The sequence below is a fragment of the Streptomyces kaniharaensis genome (genome assembly GCF_009569385.1).
Lineage (GTDB): Bacteria > Actinomycetota > Actinomycetes > Streptomycetales > Streptomycetaceae > Kitasatospora > Kitasatospora kaniharaensis.
Genome location: NZ_WBOF01000001.1, coordinates 3,855,915 through 3,872,658, shown reverse-complemented (window position 1 = coordinate 3,872,658; position 16,744 = coordinate 3,855,915). Strand labels below are relative to the sequence as shown.

The following is a 16,744-nucleotide window of genomic DNA, read 5'->3' as shown; positions in this document are numbered from 1 at the left end:
ACCTATGGCGAGGGGCGGCGACGGTCCCCGTTGACCGTCAGCCGCCCCCGCTGCGCGCTTGGGGGGTGGTGCTTACATCCGCTCGGGCGCCGTGACGCCCAGGAGCGTCAGGCCGTTGGCGAGGACCGTGCGCGTGGCGTCGGCCAGCCAGAGCCGGGCGCGCGTGAGGTCCGTGGCCTCCTCGTCGCCCCGGGGCAGGATGCGGCAGTTGTCGTAGAAACGGTGGTACTTGGCCGCCAGCTCCTCCAGGTATGTGGCGACCCGGTGCGGCTCGCGCAGCTCGCCGGCCGAGGCCAGCACGCGCGGGAACTCGCCGAGGTGGCCGAGCAGTTCGGACTCCCACTCGGTGCCCAGCAGCTCCGGTTTGAAGTCCTCGGCCGCGCCGCGCGTGATGCCCTGCTCGTCGGCGTTGCGCTGCACCGCGCACATCCGGGAGTGGGCGTACTGGACGTAGTAGACCCGGTTCTCGTTGGTCTGGCTGGTCAGGATGTCGATGTCGAGCGTGATGGTGGAGTCCGTGGAGGACCGGGCCAGGGTGTAGCGGGCCGCGTCCACGCCGATCCACTCGATGACGTCGTCGATCGTGATGATGTTGCCGGCCCGCTTGGACATGCGGACCTCTTCGCCGTCGCGAAGCATCTTCACGAACTGGCCGATCCGGACCTCGATGTTGTGGTTCATGTCGTCGCCGGCGCAGGCCGAGATGGCCTTGAGGCGGTTGACGTAGCCGTGGTGGTCGGCGCCCAGCATGTAGAGCGCGACCTCGGTGCCGCGGTCGCGCTTGGACAGGTAGTAGGCGGCGTCGGCGGCGAAGTAGGTGGTGTCGCCGTCGGCCTTGATCAGGACGCGGTCCTTGTCGTCGCCGAAGTCGGTGGTGCGCAGGAAGACCGCGCCGTCCTGCTCGAAGACGTGGCCCTGCTCGCGCAGCCGGTCGATGGCCTTCCCGACGGCGCCGGAGTCGTGCAGCGACTTCTCCGAGAACCAGACGTCGAAGTGGGTGCCGAACTCGTCCATCGAGCGCTTGATCTCGGCCACCATGAGCTTCAGGCCCTCGGTGCGGAAGACCTGGAGCTGCTCGGCCTCGGACAGGTCGAGCAGGCCGGGGACGGCGTCGGTGATCGCCTTGGCGATGTCGACGATGTACTCGCCGACGTACCCGCCCTCGGGCACCTCGCGGCCGTTCGCGGCGGCCTGCAGCGAGGCGGCGAACTTGGTGATCTGCACGCCGGCGTCGTTGAGGTAGTACTCGGTGGTGACGTCGGCGCCGCAGGCCCGCAGCACGCGCGCCAGCGAGTCGCCGACAGCCGCCCAGCGGACGCCGCCGATGTGGATCGGGCCGGTCGGGTTGGCGGAGACGAACTCCAGGTTGATCTTCAGGCCCTTGAGGTCCTGGTTGCGGCCGTAGGCGTCGCCCGCCTCGACGATCGTGCGGGCCAGCGCGCCCTGGGTGGCGGTGTCCAGGGTGATGTTCAGGAAGCCCGGACCGGCGATGTCGACCTTGGCGACGCCGGTGATCCCTCGCAGGCGGTCGGCCAGCGTCTCGGCGACGGCTCGCGGCGGCCTGCCGGCCGCCTTGGCGAGCTGGAGGGCCACGTTGGTCGCGTAGTCGCCGTGGTCCCGGTTCTTGGGACGCTCGACCGTCACGTGCTCGGGCACGGCGACGGTCAGCTCGCCCGCCTCGACGGCGGCGCGCACGGCGGCCTGGACTGCCTGGGAAAGCTCTGCGGGGGTCACGACGCCAAGCGTAGGCGAGACGGGGTGCCCGCTCGCCACTCGGTTTACCGGTTGAGACGGCCGTCCGCCGCGTCGGCGGGGATGTCAGCCGCGATCGGTCCGATCTGTTCGCTCAGGGCGAAAGCCGCCGGGCATCCCGTCCATCGCCATCAGCCGCCGCACCAGCGCCACCAGGTCGGCCGGGTCGAAGGGCTTGCCCAGGTACCCGTCCACGCCGACCGCCTCCCCCAGGTCCAGGTCGGCCGGCGTGCAGGCGCTCACTATCGCGATCGGCAGCCGGCTCGTGCCCGGGGTCGCGCGCAGCCGCGCCGCCGTCCGCAGGCCGTCCAGCCGGGGCATCACCACGTCCAGCGTCACCACGTCCGGCTTCACCCGGCGGACCACCTCCAGGCACTCGGCGCCGTCGGCGGCGGTCACCACCTCGAAGCCCTCGAGCTCCAGGTTGACCCTGATCAGCTGGCGGATCGCCTCGCTGTCGTCCACCACGAGGACCCGCCCGGACACTCCCGACATCTCACCGAGGGTATCGGCGCCTCCACCGCCCCGTCCGGCCTTTCCCGACTTCCGCCCCCGCCCTCGCCCCCGCCCCCACGAAGGGCCCCACGCGAAACCCGTGCACGGACCGCACCCGAAGCCTGGTAGTGTTCATCACGTCGAAAGCGGAAGCGGACGGCGAAACAGCAGCAGGCCCCCGTAGCTCAGGGGATAGAGCACCGCCCTCCGGAGGCGGGTGCGTAGGTTCGAATCCTACCGGGGGCACTTCGCGAGAAGTGCAACTGAGGCCCAGGTCAGTGGAGTTGATCCACGGTCTGGGCCTTCGTCATGTTCCGGGCCGGCTCGGCGTCGCGCTGCCGGGGAGACGCCGCCCCCGGCCGCCGGGCGGGCGGCCGGGGGCGGCGGGTTCAGGAGGCGGCGGCCTCGGTCTGGGAGAAGAGGGCCGCGATCGTGTGGTCGAAGTAGGCGCTGTAGGACACGTCGTCCGTTTCGCCGCCCTGCTGGTAGCCGCCGATGGCGCCGACCACGTCGCCGGTCGCGGTGTTGATCCACGGGCCGCCGCTGGTACCGGCCGGGTAGCCGGGGCAGCTGATGACGCGCTGGTAGGAGCTCTGCCTGCCGCTGGTGTTGGTGCAGAGGTTCGGGGACTCGGAGTCCGCGGCGTAGCCGTAGAGGCGGATGGTGGCGTCGAAGGGCTCGTCGACGCCGAGGCGGTTGCCGCCGACCACGTCCTCGACCTTGCGGCCGTTGCTGGGGGCCGTCTCCAGGAACGCGAAGTCCTCGTCCTGGTCGGCCCGCTGGGACCAGCCGGTGGTGGTGTGGATCGCGGTGACCTGCCAGGTGCCGAACGGGGTCCGGCCGTCGCGGTAGCCCGGCGCGAAGGTGACGGTGTCCGTGGTGTTGAGGCAGTGCGCGGCGGTCAGCAGCAGGTTGCGGGTGGGACTGTGCACCACGCTGGCGGTGCAGAAGTGGTTGCCGGCCGGGACGGAGCCGGTGAACAGCACGCCCACGGTGACCGATTCGGGAGTCACAGGGGCGGTCGCGGTGGCGCTCGGGGCCGTCGAGGGGGTGCTCGGCGTGGCGGTGGGCGTGGGCGAGGGCGTCGCGTCTTCCGTCGACGGCGGGCTGCTCGACTGCGCGGAGGGCACGACCGGCGAGGTCGACACGGGCGCGGCGGACGGCACGGCAGCCGGGGGCGAGGCGGCGGGCGGCGACGCGGAGGCGGTCGGCGAGGCACGGGACGGACTGCTGGCGGCCGTCGCCTCGGACGGGCTCAGCGAGTGCATGCCGGTCACCACGGCGGCCACCGTGACGGCCGAGAACGCGGTGAACAGGGTCGGGGCCAGAAGCCGGCGTCGCGGGGTGGGGCGGCGGTGCTGGCCCATGCGCGTCTCTCCTGCCTTGGGGGCGGCAACGTTCGGTCAACGACTATGACGCCTCCGGCTGGAAATGTTGTTATCCGCGACTTGGATCTGCATGAGAAAACCGCTGCCGGGCGGCGGACGGCTACAGGTCCTCGGGCCCGATGAAGGCGGTGTGCGTCCCGGCGGCGGTGCACGCGAACGCCCCGGCGGCCGAGCCGGCCCGGGCGCAGTCCAGCGGCGCGCGGCCCCGGAACCACGCGTACAGGAAGCCGGAGACGAAGGCGTCCCCGGCGCCGTTGCTGTCCACCACCGGGCGGCCCGGGTCGACGGCCGGGAGGTGGTGGGCCGCGCGGGCGCCCCGGTCGAGATCGTCCCTCGTGAGCAGGTGGCAGCCCTCGGCGCCCGCGGTGGCGACGACGACCTCGGCCCGGCCCTCGGCGAGGATCGTGCGCATCAGCTCCTCGTGGCGGCCCCGGCAGCCGGCGACGGACAGGAACACCAGGTCGGAGTTGACCGCGTAGTCGCGGTGGTGCGGGTTGCGGCCGTCCCAGTCGTGCAGGTCGGTGGAGGTGGTGCGGCCGAGCCGGTGCAGGTCGCCGTACATGTCGCGGTTGACGCCGGTGATGGAGAGGTGGACGTGCCGGCTGCGCTCGGCGTACGGGAGGTAGAAGGCGCGCGGCAGCCGCAGGTCGGCGGGGTGGCGGCCGTCGAAGAAGGAGAAGCGGCGGCCGGCGGCGTCCACCAGGTTGACCCCGCGTGGGGTGCCGTGCGGGCTCACCAGGTGGGCGAAGTGCAGGCCGTGGCGCCGGTAGGCGGCGCGGATCAGATCGCCCTGCGGGTCGTCGCCGAGGAAGTCGAGGAAGGCGGTCCGCAGCCCGAGGTGGTGGGCGCCGAGGGCGACGCCGTTGCCGGTGTGGCCGACGTAGTCGTGGACCGGCCCGACGTACTGCGAGTCGCCGGGCGGGATCTCCAGCCGGTCCACGCGGACGACGGTGTCCACGCCGGCGCCGCCGACGACGAGCAGGTCGAACTCGAGCGGCACGGACTCGGCCAGCACGGCGGCGCCTCCTTGATCCCCGGACGGTGGCCAGGAGTCAAGCAGGCGCCGGAGGTTGACTGCAAGACCTTGCGGAAACTTTCAGGTCGCCCGCTGCCGCTCCGCCTGGGCGACGGCGCTCTCGACCGGAGCCCCGGCCGCCGCGCCCTCGGCCACGGCCTCGGCGCCGCCCGGGACGCCCGCCGCCTCACCGGGCGCCGGACGGTGGTCGATCATCAGGAACGCGATCAGCGACGCCAGCATCAGGATGCCCATCGCCACCCACGTCGCGACCACGTAGCCGTGCACCGCGCCCTGGGCCCGCACCGCCGGGTCGGCGGCGATCCGGGTGGACAGGTACGTCGCGGTGGCGCTCGCCGCGACCGTGTTCAGCAGCGCCGTACCGAACGAACCACCCACCTGCTGAGCCGAGTTGATGGTGGCCGAGGCGGCGCCGGCCTCGTTCGGGGCGACGCCGAGGGTGGCGAGGCTCATCGAGGGCATGAACACCAGGCCCATGCCGAAGCCGAGCAGCAGCTCCGCCGGCAGCACCATGCCGGCCCACGGGCTGTCCACCTTCATCTGGGTCAGCCAGGCCATGCCGCCCGCGGCGAGCAGCAGTCCCGGGCCGATCAGGTTCCGGGACGGCACCCTGGTCATCAACCGCGCCGCGAAGCCCGTCGAACTGATGACGATGGCGGCCGTCATGGGCAGGAAGGACACGCCTGACAGCACCGGCGAGAAGTGCTTGATCTCCTGCAGGTAGTAGGTCAGGAACAGGAACAGGCCGAACATGCCGACCATGGCCAGCCCGACCGACAGGGCTCCGCCGCCGCGGTTGCGCTCACCGACGATGTGCATCGGCAGCAGCGCGTGGTCGGTGTGCTTCTCCACCAGGACGAAGATCGCGAGCAGGGCCACGCCGACGCCCAGCGAGGTCAGCACGAGCCAGTCGCCCCAGGTCCGGGTCACGGCCTCGGAGGTGCCGAAGACGATGGCGAGCAGGCCGCCGCAGCCGAGCAGCGCACCGGGCAGGTCGAGCTTGACCCGGCGGCCCTTGGCGATGTGGTCGCGGGTGAGCACGGAGTAGGCGGCGAGGGCGGCGCCGACGGCGATCGGGGTGTTGACGAACAGGCACCAGCGCCAGTTCAGGTACTCGGTCAGCAGGCCGCCGGTGATCAGGCCGATCGCGGCGCCGCCGCCGGCGATCGCACCGAAGATCCCGAAGGCCGTACTGCGCTCCTTGGGGTCGGTGAACGTGGTCGAGAGCAGCCCCAGCGCGGACGGGGCGAGCAGCGCGCCGAACGCGCCCTGGAGGGCGCGGGCGCCGAACAGCATCGCGGGCCCGGCCGCGGCGCCGCCGAGGGCGGAGGCGAGGGCGAAGCCCAGCAGGCCGATGGTGAAGACGCGCTTGCGGCCGAAGAGGTCGCCCAGCCGGCCGCCGAGCAGCAGCAGGCCGCCGAAGGCGAGCGTGTAGGCGGTGATCACCCACTGCCGGTTGGCGTCGGAGATGCCCAGGTCCTTCTGGGCCGACGGCAGCGCGATGTTCACGATGGTGATGTCGAGGACGATCATGAGCTGGGCGATGGCGATGACCGCCAGCGCCCACCAGCGGCGACTGTCCGCGGTCCCATGACCGGTGGCGGTTTGCGCAGACACTGGTCGAGCCTTCCGGAGAGGTACGGAGAGGTCACGCAGTCGTCTTCCAGCGAAACGCGCGTGTGGACGAATGGCAAGGAAAAACCTCACCAAATCGACCTTTTCCGGACCAAAGGACCATGGCTTCGGACCAGAGGACCACGACCGGCGGACTACGACAGGGCCCGGGCCCCGGCGAACCGGCACCCGGGCCCCGTCCCGGCCGTCACAGCGCCGACAGCTCCTCGACCAGGTCGTCCAGCCCCAGCGAGCCCTGCGACAGCGCCGCCATGTGCCAGGCCTTGAGGTCGAACTCCTCGCCACGCGCCTCGTGCGCCGCCTTCGCCGCCGCCCGGCCGCGCAGCCAGGCGCGCTCACCCAGCTTGTAGCCGATCGCCTGCCCGGGCATGCCCAGGTAGCGGACCAGCTCGCTGTCCAGGAAGTCGGCGGACAGGCCGCAGTAGCGGCCGAAGAACTCCCGCGCCGCCTCCGGGCTCACCGGCTCGCCCGGCCGGTACGGGGAGTCGGCGGGGAAGTCGAAGCCGGCGTGCATGCCGATGTCGACGATGACCCGCAGCGCCCGCATCATCTGCGCGTTGAGGTAGCCCAGCCGGTGGCCCGCGTCGGTGAGGTAGCCGAGCTCGTCCATCAGGCGCTCGGCGTACAGCGCCCAGCCCTCCAGGTTGGCGCTCACCCCGCCGAGGCTGACCTGGTAGGTGGAGAGCCGGTCGGCGACGTAGTTCCACTGCGCGAGCTGGAGGTGGTGGCCCGGAACGCCCTCGTGGTACCAGGTGGAGACGAGGTCCCAGACCGGGAAGCGCTCCCGGCCGAGCAGCGGCAGCCAGGTCCGCCCGGGGCGGCTGAAGTCCAGCGAGGGGGCCGTGTAGTACGGCGCGGCGGCGCTGCCGGGCGGGGCGATCATCGACTCGACCCGGGTGACCGGCTCGGCGAGGTCGAAGTGGGTGCCCTGGAGGTCGCGGATCGCCTGGTCCATCAGGCCCTGGAGGTACTCACGGGTGGCCTCGGCACCCTCGATGCCCGGACCGTCGGTCTCCAGCCACTTCATCGCCTCCATCGGGCCGGCGCCCGGGCGGACCTTCTCGGCTTCGGCCTCCATCTGGGCCAGCAGGCCGTGGAACTCGCTCCAGGCCCAGGCGTAGGCCTCGTCCAGGTCCAGGTCGGAGCCGGTCCAGTAGCGGACCCAGCGGCCGTAGCGCTCCCGGCCGGTGGTGTCCGGGGTGCCGGCGGCGGCCGGGCCGTAGACGTCGCGCAGCCAGTCGCGCAGGGCGGCCAGGGCCTCGGCGGCGGCGACGGCGTGCGCGGACAGCTCCGCGCGCAGGCCCTCGGGCGCGTCGGCGACGAGCTGACCGAACCAGCCCCCCGGCAGCTCACCCTCCAGCCACTCGCCGAACTGGCCGACCACGGTGGTGACCTGGCGGGGGCCGGACAGCAGTCCGCGCTCGGTGCCCGCCGCCAGGGTCTCCCGGTACTGCGCCAGCGCGACCGGCACCCGGGCCAGGCGGCGGCCGAGCACCGCCCACTGCTCCTCGGTGTCGGTGGCCATCAGGGTGAAGACGTCACGGACGTTGTGCACCGGCGAGGCCAGGTTGCGGACCGCGCGGTAGTTCTCCCCCGCGTCGTGGACGGCGAGTTCGGCGGTCAGCCGCTCGCGCAGCAGCCGGGCGCAGCGGCGCTCGGCCTCTTCCGCAGCCGCTCCGGCCCGCTCCGCCTCGGCGAGTTGCGCCAACGTGCGGCGGGCGAGGTCGGCGATCGCCTCCGCGCCGGCCGGCGAGAGGTCGGGCAGCCGGTCGTCCTCGGGGTTGAGTCCCAGATAGACCGCGGTCAGCGGGTCGAGCTCGGCGAGGGCACGGACGTACCCGTCGGCGATACGGCGCGGGGTGGTGCCGTCGGAGGTGATCAGTTCTTCAACCATTCGGACATCATTTCGCGGCATGGGCCTTTTGCAAGCCCCTGATCCTGCACGGCCGGTGGGCACGAACCCGGTTGAGCCCCCTGCGCGCGCCGCAAACATCCGTTCGGGCGGAACCACGCCCGACAGGATCCGATCGGGCCGACGCCCATTACGCTGGCCGCCATGGAAGCCCGCCCCACCGCAGCCGTCCCGGCGAACGCCCCGGCCGACCCCGACCTCCGCCCCCGCCGCGCCGGCTACCGGCGGCTCCCGGTGCAGCAGCGGCGCGAGCAACTCATCGCGGTGGCACTGGAGTTGTTCGCCGCCCGGCCGCCGGAGGAGGTGAGCCTGGACGACGTCGCCGAGGCCGCCGGGGCCTCCCGGCCGCTGGTCTACCGCTACTTCGCGGGCGGCAAGCAGCAGCTCTACGAGGCCGCGCTGCGCACCGCCGCGGACGAGCTGACCAGCCGGTTCGCCGTCCCGCTCACCGGGACGCCGTCCGAGCAGCTGGCGGCCGTCCTGGACGGCTACTTCGCGTTCGTCGCCGAGCACGACGCCGGCTACTCGGCGCTGCTGCGCGGCGGTTCGGTGGTGGAGACGGCCCGCACCTCGGCGATCGTCGACGACGTCCGGCGGGCGGCGCTGCGGCGCACGCTGCGTCACCTGGGCGTCCGGGAGGCGGGCCCGCGGCTGACCCTGCTGGTGCGGTCGTGGATAGCGGTGGTCGAGGGCGCGTCGCTGAGCTGGCTGGACGAGGGGCGCACGCTGGCGGTGGCCGAGCTGCGCGACTGGCTGGTGGACCAGTTCACGGCGATGGCGGCGGCGACCGCCCTGCACGATCCGCAGACGGCGGAGGTGCTGGCCGCGCTGCTCGCGCTGGACGGCCCGGACGCGCTGCGGGCGGAGCGGCTGCGGGGCGTCCTGTCGGTGCGCTGAGCCGGCGGGGTGAGCCTCCCGACCCCCGTGCCCGGGGCCGGGTGGCGTGCGCTCACGCCTTGCCGAGCACCTGGCGCTGGCGGCCGAGACCGTCGATCTCGATCTCGACGATGTCACCCGAAGTGAGGAACGGCGTACCGGGGCGCCCCAGGGTGACGCCGGCCGGGGTGCCGGTGATGACCACGTCACCGGGCTCCAGCACCATGAACTGGCTGGCGTAGCGGACGAGTTCGAGCACCGGGAAGATCATCTGCCCGGTGTTGCCGTCCTGCCGCAGCTCGCCGTTGACCCAGAGCCGCAGCGGCAGCCGCTGCGGGTCCGCCACCTCGTCGGCGGTGACCAGCCAGGGTCCGAGCGGCGTGAAGGTCTCCGCCGACTTGCCCTTGTCCCACTGGCCGCCCCGCTCGAACTGGAAGGCCCGCTCGGTGACGTCGTTGGCGATCGTGTAGCCCGCGATCACCTCGGCGGCCTCCGCGTGCCCGGCCAGGTAGCGGGCCGTCCGCCCGATCACGACCGCCAACTCGGCCTCGTAGTCGGTCTTCTCGCCGCCGCGCGGCACCAGCACCTCGTCGTACGGGCCGACCACGGTGCAGCTCGGCTTGAGGAAGATCACCGGCTCGTCCGGGATCGCGGCCCCGGCCTCGACCGCGTGGTCGCGGTAGTTGAGCCCGATCCCGACCACCTTGCCCGGCCGGGCCACCGGAGAGCCGACCCTGACCCCGCCGGCGAGGTCCACCACCGGCAGCACGCCCGCGGCCACGTCCCGCGCCAGCTCGGCGGCGTCCAGTCCGGCCAGGAAGGCCCCGTCGATGTCCCGGGCCCGCCCGGACAGGTCGTACGCGGTGCCGTCCCGGCCCAGCACGACCGGGCGCTCGGCACCCGGGGGTCCGACACGGAGGAGCTTCATCGATCCGTCACCACCATTTCGTCGCAGCTCACCGGGCCGGCCGCTCACCGGTCCCGAGTCCGGCAACGAGATATATCAACGGCCCCGACCGGCGAACCAGGGAGTCCCGATGGGCGAGTTCCTCTCAAATCCTCCCGTCGGAAGAACCGCCGAATCGGCGGCCCACACGGTTGACTCCCCTTCGCCGGAGGCGAACACGGGCACGCTCAGGGCGAACACGGGCGTGCGACGCGTGGTGGCGGGCGCAGGATCCGGGCATGGAGATCACGCGGGTACGAACCGAGTTGTACATGATCGCACTGGACTTCGGGACCGCCTACCTGTGGCGGGACGAGGACGGGCTGACGCTGGTCGACACCGGGATCGCCGGGTCGGCGGACGGTATCGAGGAGGGGATCCGGGCGGCCGGGCTGGATCCGGCGGCGCTGCGGTACGTCGTGCTGACGCACCACCACCCCGACCACACCGGGTCGGCCGCGGAGCTCGCGCGGCGCTGGGACGCCGAGGTGGTCGCGCACCGGCTGGACGCGCCGGTGATCCGCGGCGAGCAGGAGCCGCAGCCGCCGATGCTGAGCCCGTTCGAGCAGGAGATCTGGGACGGCCTGCCGCCGATGCCGCCGGCCGAGCCGTGCCCGGTGCACCGCGAGGTCGAGGACGGCGACGTGCTGGACCTCGGCGGCGGTGCGGTGGTCGTCCACGTGCCCGGCCACACCGACGGCAGCATCGCGCTGCACCTGCCCGGGCCCGGGGTGCTGTTCACCGGGGACACCGTCGCCAACGTCGGCGGGCGGACCATGCCCGGGGTGTTCCACACCGACCCGGCCCGGGCCCTCGACTCCTTCCACAGGCTGGCCGAACTGCCCGTCACCACGGCCGTGTTCGGGCACGGCGACCCGATCGCCGAGGGCGCCTCAGCCGCTCTGCGGGCCGCCGCCGAGCAGACCCGCGAGGCTTAGCGGACGGCCCTCGACGGCTGGCACGGCGCCCGGGCCCCCGCGGGAGATCTCGCGGTGCCAGTGGTCGAGGTCGCGCAGCGCGTCGGCACGGGCGTCCGGGGCGTCGGCGAGGACCGGGACCAGCTCGCGCAGCAATGCCACGGCGGCGCCCCGGCTGCCGTCCCGGGCCAGCCAGATCGCCAGGTCGTGGCAGGTGCGCAGGGTTCGGAGGTCGGCCGGGCCGCAGATCCGCGCGAGGTCGCGGATGATCCCCGGCAGCACGGCGACGGCCTGCCCGGGCGCACCGTCCGCGCCGAGCCGCCAGGCCTGGTCGGCGCGCCGGCGCAGCTGCTCCGGGCTGGGGTCGTCGTGGTCGAGCACGCCGGGCCGGACGGCGCGCAGCCGGCGGTGCACCTCGGCGGCGTCGGCGGGCCGGTCGGCGGGGTTCTTGGCGAGCAGTTCGGCGATCAGCTCGCCCAGGGCCGGGTCGGCGGTGCGGACCCCGGCCGGGGTCTCCTCCAGGTGCTTGTACATGTACTCGGCGGCCGACGCGGCGCGGAACGGCCTCCGGCCGGTGCAGAGTTCGTACAGCATGACCCCGAGCGCGTAGAGGTCGGCCCGGCTGTCCGCGCCGGCGCCGGACCAGCACTCGGGGGCCAGGTAGGGCACGGTGCCGACCACGTTGCCGGTCGAGGTGAGCACGGCGGACTGGGTGAGCAGGCGCGCGATGCCGAAGTCCAGCACCTTGGCCTTGCCGGTGTCCTCCGCGATCATGACGTTCTCGGGCTTGATATCGCGGTGGACGACGCCGCAGCGGTGCGCGGCGTCCAGCGCCCGGCACACGTGGCGCGTCCACCGCAGGGCGTCCTCCGAGCTCGGGACGCCGTCCTTGAGGAGGTCGGCGAGCGAGCGGCCCCGGACCAGCTCCATGACCAGGTAGTGGGTCTCCCCGGACGGGGTCGGCACCCGGCCGAAGTCGTGCACGGTGACGATGTGCGGGCTGGCGAGGCCGCCGGCCGTCCGGGCCTCGCGGATGAACCGGCCGACCGCCTCCCCGTCGGCCGCGTGCTCCTCCAGCAGCACCTTGACCGCGACGTTCCGGACGAGCCGCAGGTCGGTGGCCCGCCAGACCACGCCGAACCCGCCCCGGCCGAGCGTCTCCTCCAGCCGGTAGCGGCCGTCGAGTACGTCACCCGCCCGCATGCCTTCCCCCAAGTCCACCGGGTGCGCCCGGTGTTCGCCCGGCGTGCACCGCCGGCGGGGTCACGATAGCGGCGGGGGCGGGCCGGCGGGTGAACAATCGCGGCTCCGGGCGGGGCGTGCCCGGCCGCCCCTTGCCGCCGCCTCGTGCACGGGCGGCCCTCCCCCTCCTTTCCCCCAGGTGGAAGGATGGGGGCGAGCCCCCGCGACGGTGCGGCGGGTTCGACGAACAGAGCCGAGGAGCGCAGTCATGGCCAAGCAGGCCCCGCAGAGCGATCCGGTGCAGGACGCCCCCGAGGTGTCCGCGCCCCAGCACGCGGCGGCCGGGCTGCCCGCGGTCGGGCACAGCCTGCGGATGGCCGCCGAGCAGATGGGCGCCCGCCGGACGATGGCCACCCTGCTCAAGGTGAACCAGCCGAACGGCTTCGACTGCCCCGGCTGCGCTTGGCCGGAACCGGACCGGACGCACACCGCCGAGTTCTGCGAGAACGGCGCCAAGGCCGTCGCCGAGGAGGCCACCGAGCGCCGGATCCACGCCGACTTCTTCGCCGCGCACCCCGTCGCCGAGCTGGCCGACCGCTCCGGCTACTGGCTCGGCCAGCAGGGCCGGCTCACCCAGCCGATGCTGCTCGACGAGGGCGCCACCCACTACGCGCCGATCTCCTGGGACGACGCCTTCGCGCTGATCGCCGAGGAGCTGCGGGCCCTGGACACCCCGGACGGCGCCGCCTTCTACACCTCGGGCCGGACCAGCAACGAGGCCGCCTTCGCCTACCAGCTGTTCGCCCGCCGGCTCGGCACCAACAACCTGCCGGACTGCTCCAACATGTGCCACGAGTCGTCCGGTTCGGCGCTGACCGAGACGCTCGGCGTCGGCAAGGGCAGCGTGAGCCTGAAGGACCTCTACCAGGCCGACCTGATCATCGTGGCCGGCCAGAACCCCGGCACCAACCACCCCCGGATGCTCTCGGCGCTGGAGCGCGCCAAGCGGGCCGGCGCCACGATCGTCAGCGTCAACCCGCTGCCGGAGGCGGGCCTGGAACGGTTCAAGAACCCGCAGCACGCCCGCGGCCTGGTCGGCCACGGCACCAAGCTGACCGACCTGTTCCTGCAGATCCGCCTCGGCGGTGACCTGGCGCTCTTCCGCGCGCTGAACCGGATCGTCCTGGAGCAGGACGGCGTCGACCGCGCGTTCGTCGCCGAGCACTGCCACGGCTTCGAGGAGTTCGAGGCCCAGGTCCGCGAGACCGACCGGGACGCGGTCCTCGCCGCGACCGGCCTGCCGTGGGAGCAGATCGAGGAGCTCGGCCGCCTGGTGCTGGCCTCCAAGAAGATCATCGTCTGCTGGGCGATGGGCCTCACCCAGCACAAGCACGCCGTCCCCACCATCCGCGAGGTGGTCAACTTCCTGCTGCTGCGCGGCAACGTCGGCCGCCCCGGCGCCGGGGTCTGCCCGGTGCGCGGGCACAGCAACGTCCAGGGCGACCGGACGATGGGCATCTTCGAGCGGCCGAGCAAGGCCTTCCTCGACGCGCTGGGCAAGGAGTTCGGCTTCGAACCGCCGCGCGCGCACGGCCTCGACTCGGTGGACACCATCCGCGCGATGCGTGACGGCAGGGTCAAGGTGTTCTTCGCGATGGGCGGCAACTTCGTCGCGGCCACCCCGGACACCGACGTCACCGAGGCCGCGATGCGCCGCTGCCGGCTGAGCGTGCACGTCTCCACCAAGCTCAACCGCTCGCACGTGATCACCGGCGCGCGGGCGCTGATCCTGCCCACCCTCGGCCGTACCGACCGGGACGTCACCAGCCACGGCGCCCAGTTCGTCAGCGTCGAGGACTCGATGGGCCAGGTCCACTCCTCCCGCGGCGGCCTGCCGCCGGCACCCGGCCTGCTCTCCGAGGTCGCGATCATCTGCCGCCTCGCCCGCACCACCCTCGGCGCCGAGGACAGCGTGCCGTGGGAGGACTTCGCCGCCGAGTACGACACCCTGCGGGACCGGATCGCCCGGGTCGTCCCGGGCTTCGAGGACTACAACCAGAAGGTGCGCCGCCCCGGCGGCTTCACCCTCCCGCACGGCCCGCGCGACTCCCGCACCTTCCCCACCGCGACCGGCAAGGCGAACTTCACCGTCAACCCGCTGACCGCCCCCGAGGTCCCGTCGGGCCGCCTGCTGCTCCAGACGCTGCGCTCGCACGACCAGTACAACACCACGATCTACGGCCTCGACGACCGCTACCGCGGCATCAAGGGCGGCCGCCGGGTGGTCCTGGTCAACCCGGCCGACGCCGCCGAACTGGGCCTGGCCGAGGGTGCGTACGTCGACCTGGTGAGCGAGTGGAAGGACGGCGCCGAGCGCCGCGCCCCGCACTTCAAGGTGGTCCACTACCCGGTGGCCCGCGGCGGCGCGGCGGCGTACTACCCCGAGACGAACGTGCTCGTCCCGCTCGACTCCACCGCCGACATCAGCAACACGCCCACGTCGAAGGCGATCGTCGTCCGCTTCGAGCCGGACAGCGGCGCCGCCCCCGCGCACGCGCACTCCTGATCGGGCACCGCGCCCCGGACAGCACGAAGGCCGCCCCACGTCACCGGACGTCGGGCGGCCTTCGCGTACAGCGTCAGGGCAGCAGACCGCCGATGAGCGGGAGCGTCGCCGTGGGGCTGCCCGGCGCCGAGGCGCTCGCGGAGCCCGTACCCGTCGCGGTGGGCGAGACGGTCCCGGTCTTGGCCGGGGTGCCGGTGCCGGTCGGGGTGGGCGTGCCGGTGGGCGTCTGGGTCGCGGTCGAGGTGCCCGTCCCGCCGGGCGTCGGCGTGCCGGTGCCGGACGGCGTGGTCGACGGCGAACCCGTCCCGCTCGGCGAACCCGTCCCGCTGGGCGAGCCCGTGCCGGACGGCGTGCCGGTGCCCGACGGCGTGCCGGTGCCGGACGGCGTCCCCGGCGTGGTCGACGGTGTGCCCGGGGTCGGGGCCGGCGTGCCGGGGGCGGTCGGCGCGCCGTTGGCCGGGACGGGCGGCCGCTGCTCGGCCGGCGTCGGGGCGATCGGGGTGACGGTGTCCCAGCCGGTCGGCAGGTCGGGCACCTTCCAGGCGCCGCCGGCCTCGTCGGCCGCCCCGGACGGGTCGGGCCGGACGGCCCCGAGGATCGGCATCGAGCCGATCGGCGAGACCTTGATCACGGCACCCGGCCGGGGAGCCTGGACGATCAGCCCGCCGCCGATGTACATCGCGACGTGCGTGGCGCCCTGGAAGTAGATGACGAGGTCGCCGGGGCGGATCTGGTTCAGCGGGATGTGCTGGAGCTCCGCCCACTGCTCCTGGCTGGTGCGCGGGATCGGCTTCCCGGCGTGCAGCCAGGCCTGCGAGGTGAGGCCGGAGCAGTCGTAGGCGTCCGGGCCGATGCCACCCCACAGGTAGGGCTTGTTGAGCTGGGCGAGCGCGAACGAGACGGCGGCGCGGCCGGCCAGCGAGGGGGTGCGCTCGCCCTTGCCGAGGGCACCGGAGGCGAGGAGGGCGAGCTGGGCCTCGTCGGCCTTCGCCTTCTCCAGCTTCTCCAGTTCGGCGCGCTGGGCGCCGGTGAGCGAGGAGACCAGCTGCTCGACGGCGGCGAGGTCGGTGGCGACCTTGGCCTTGGCGGCCTCCTGCTGGGCGACCAGCGTCCGGGAGGTGTTGAGGGCGTCCTCGGTCTGCTTCTTCAGCCCGGCGAGCGCGTCGCGGTCGCTCTTGAGCCGGTCAAGGAACTCGGACTGCGAGCGGCTGGCGGCGGCGAGCAGTTCGGCGATGGTGACGGCCTCGTACGGATCCTTGGAGAGCAGCAGTTCGGCGTAGGCGGAGGTGGCGCCGTTGCGGTACTGGGCGGCGGCGAGCTGGGAGGCGACGTCGGTGCCGGCGTCGACCTGCTTCTGCTGGCGGTCCAGCCGGCCCTGGAGGTCGGTCAGCGCGGCCTGCTGCTCGGCGACCTTGGCGACGGCGGCGTTGTACTGCTCGGTGGCGGCCTCGGCGCTCTGGTACAGGTTGTGCAGCTGGTCGAGGAGCGGACCGAGGGTGGCCTTGGCGGCGGCGAGCGGGTCGTCGCCGGGGGTCGCGGTGGGCGCGGTGACACCCGGCCTGCCGGGGTCGGGGGCGGCGTACGCGGCCTGGGTGGCGAGCGGGAGCGCCAGCGCGGCGGCCGCGAGGACGGCTCCGCATCGGAGGGCGGCGCGCACCCACGGTCGTACGTCTGCCGTCTCGGTGCGCTGTCTGGCCCCGCCCATGGGTTCGTCCTCCCCGCCCTGCCCTGTCCCGGGCTCCCCGGATCCTGGGCGATCCTCCCATGGGTTACCCGTCGGAAACAGAGCGCACCAGCGCCGGAAGATGAATTCTGCGTTCATCTCTTGGGCTCGCCTGTGAGACGGGTCACACCAAACCGCACCGAACCGGGACGTTCCTCGCCAATGCCCAGCTCAGTGCGGCCTACTTCACTCCTGCGAAAGCTTTCGGCTACTGTCACGACACCGTCAGAACCACGATTCCCGGCCCAGTTCACCTTCCGTTTACCAAACCTGCCTACGGTCGCGAACGACACCAACGTCCGTGCGACAACTACGA

General features: G+C 73.1%; 12 protein-coding genes and 1 tRNA gene. 4 read left to right on the top strand and 9 right to left on the bottom strand.

Annotation, left to right across the window (positions count from 1 at the left end):
* Nucleotides 1–72 precede the first annotated feature (72 nt).
* The gene (argS, locus tag F7Q99_RS17505) at nucleotides 73–1,734 is read right to left on the bottom strand and encodes an arginine--tRNA ligase (RefSeq protein WP_326846785.1); all 1,662 of its coding nucleotides are present in this window, start codon (nucleotides 1,732–1,734) and stop codon (nucleotides 73–75) included.
* An 84-nt stretch (nucleotides 1,735–1,818) separates the two neighbouring features.
* A complete protein-coding gene (locus F7Q99_RS17500) occupies nucleotides 1,819–2,247 on the bottom strand; it encodes a response regulator (RefSeq protein WP_153462602.1) in 429 nt (142 codons plus the stop codon).
* Between the two features lie 174 nt (nucleotides 2,248–2,421).
* On the opposite strand from F7Q99_RS17500, the gene F7Q99_RS17495 reads away from it, so the two are divergent.
* Nucleotides 2,422–2,493: transfer RNA gene (locus tag F7Q99_RS17495), tRNA-Arg, on the top strand.
* Between the two features lie 143 nt (nucleotides 2,494–2,636).
* Here the strand turns inward: F7Q99_RS17495 and F7Q99_RS17490 are convergent.
* The 4 genes from F7Q99_RS17490 to F7Q99_RS17475 form a co-directional block, all read right to left on the bottom strand.
* Nucleotides 2,637–3,614, bottom strand: a complete 978-nt coding sequence (locus tag F7Q99_RS17490; protein WP_153462600.1) for a trypsin-like serine peptidase — start codon at nucleotides 3,612–3,614, stop codon at nucleotides 2,637–2,639.
* A gap of 121 nt (nucleotides 3,615–3,735) precedes the next feature.
* Nucleotides 3,736–4,650, bottom strand: a complete 915-nt coding sequence (locus F7Q99_RS17485; protein ID WP_326846784.1) for a carbohydrate kinase family protein — start codon at nucleotides 4,648–4,650, stop codon at nucleotides 3,736–3,738.
* Nucleotides 4,651–4,731: 81 nt separating this feature from the next.
* Complete coding sequence (locus F7Q99_RS17480; protein ID WP_326846783.1) at nucleotides 4,732–6,288, bottom strand: MFS transporter; 1,557 nt, start codon at nucleotides 6,286–6,288, stop codon at nucleotides 4,732–4,734.
* 205 nt (nucleotides 6,289–6,493) lie between these two features.
* On the bottom strand, nucleotides 6,494–8,200 hold the full coding sequence (locus F7Q99_RS17475; RefSeq protein WP_153462598.1) for a DUF885 domain-containing protein: 1,707 nt from the start codon (nucleotides 8,198–8,200) through the stop codon (nucleotides 6,494–6,496).
* A gap of 162 nt (nucleotides 8,201–8,362) precedes the next feature.
* On the opposite strand from F7Q99_RS17475, the gene F7Q99_RS17470 reads away from it, so the two are divergent.
* Nucleotides 8,363–9,115 carry a TetR/AcrR family transcriptional regulator gene (locus F7Q99_RS17470; RefSeq protein ID WP_153462596.1) on the top strand — a complete coding sequence of 251 codons (753 nt, stop codon included), beginning with the start codon at nucleotides 8,363–8,365 and terminating at the stop codon, nucleotides 9,113–9,115.
* A gap of 52 nt (nucleotides 9,116–9,167) precedes the next feature.
* On the opposite strand, the gene F7Q99_RS17465 is transcribed toward F7Q99_RS17470, so the two are convergent.
* Nucleotides 9,168–10,022, bottom strand: a complete 855-nt coding sequence (locus F7Q99_RS17465; protein WP_153462594.1) for a fumarylacetoacetate hydrolase family protein — start codon at nucleotides 10,020–10,022, stop codon at nucleotides 9,168–9,170.
* Nucleotides 10,023–10,279: 257 nt separating this feature from the next.
* On the opposite strand from F7Q99_RS17465, the gene F7Q99_RS17460 reads away from it, so the two are divergent.
* Nucleotides 10,280–10,978: an MBL fold metallo-hydrolase gene (locus F7Q99_RS17460; protein ID WP_153462592.1), complete on the top strand. Its 699-nt coding sequence runs from the start codon at nucleotides 10,280–10,282 to the stop codon at nucleotides 10,976–10,978.
* On the opposite strand, the gene F7Q99_RS17455 is transcribed toward F7Q99_RS17460, so the two are convergent.
* Entirely contained in the window at nucleotides 10,934–12,178 is a 1,245-nt protein-coding gene (locus tag F7Q99_RS17455; protein WP_153462590.1) for a serine/threonine-protein kinase, read from the bottom strand. The genes F7Q99_RS17460 and F7Q99_RS17455 overlap by 45 nt on opposite strands.
* A gap of 229 nt (nucleotides 12,179–12,407) precedes the next feature.
* On the opposite strand from F7Q99_RS17455, the gene F7Q99_RS17450 reads away from it, so the two are divergent.
* Nucleotides 12,408–14,705, top strand: coding sequence for an FdhF/YdeP family oxidoreductase (locus tag F7Q99_RS17450; RefSeq protein WP_153462588.1), 2,298 nt, complete (start codon nucleotides 12,408–12,410; stop codon nucleotides 14,703–14,705).
* A 73-nt stretch (nucleotides 14,706–14,778) separates the two neighbouring features.
* Here F7Q99_RS17450 and F7Q99_RS17445 read toward each other — a convergent pair whose 3' ends face one another.
* Complete coding sequence (locus F7Q99_RS17445; RefSeq protein ID WP_153462586.1) at nucleotides 14,779–16,410, bottom strand: NlpC/P60 family protein; 1,632 nt, start codon at nucleotides 16,408–16,410, stop codon at nucleotides 14,779–14,781.
* Between the last annotated feature and the right edge of the window lie 334 nt (nucleotides 16,411–16,744).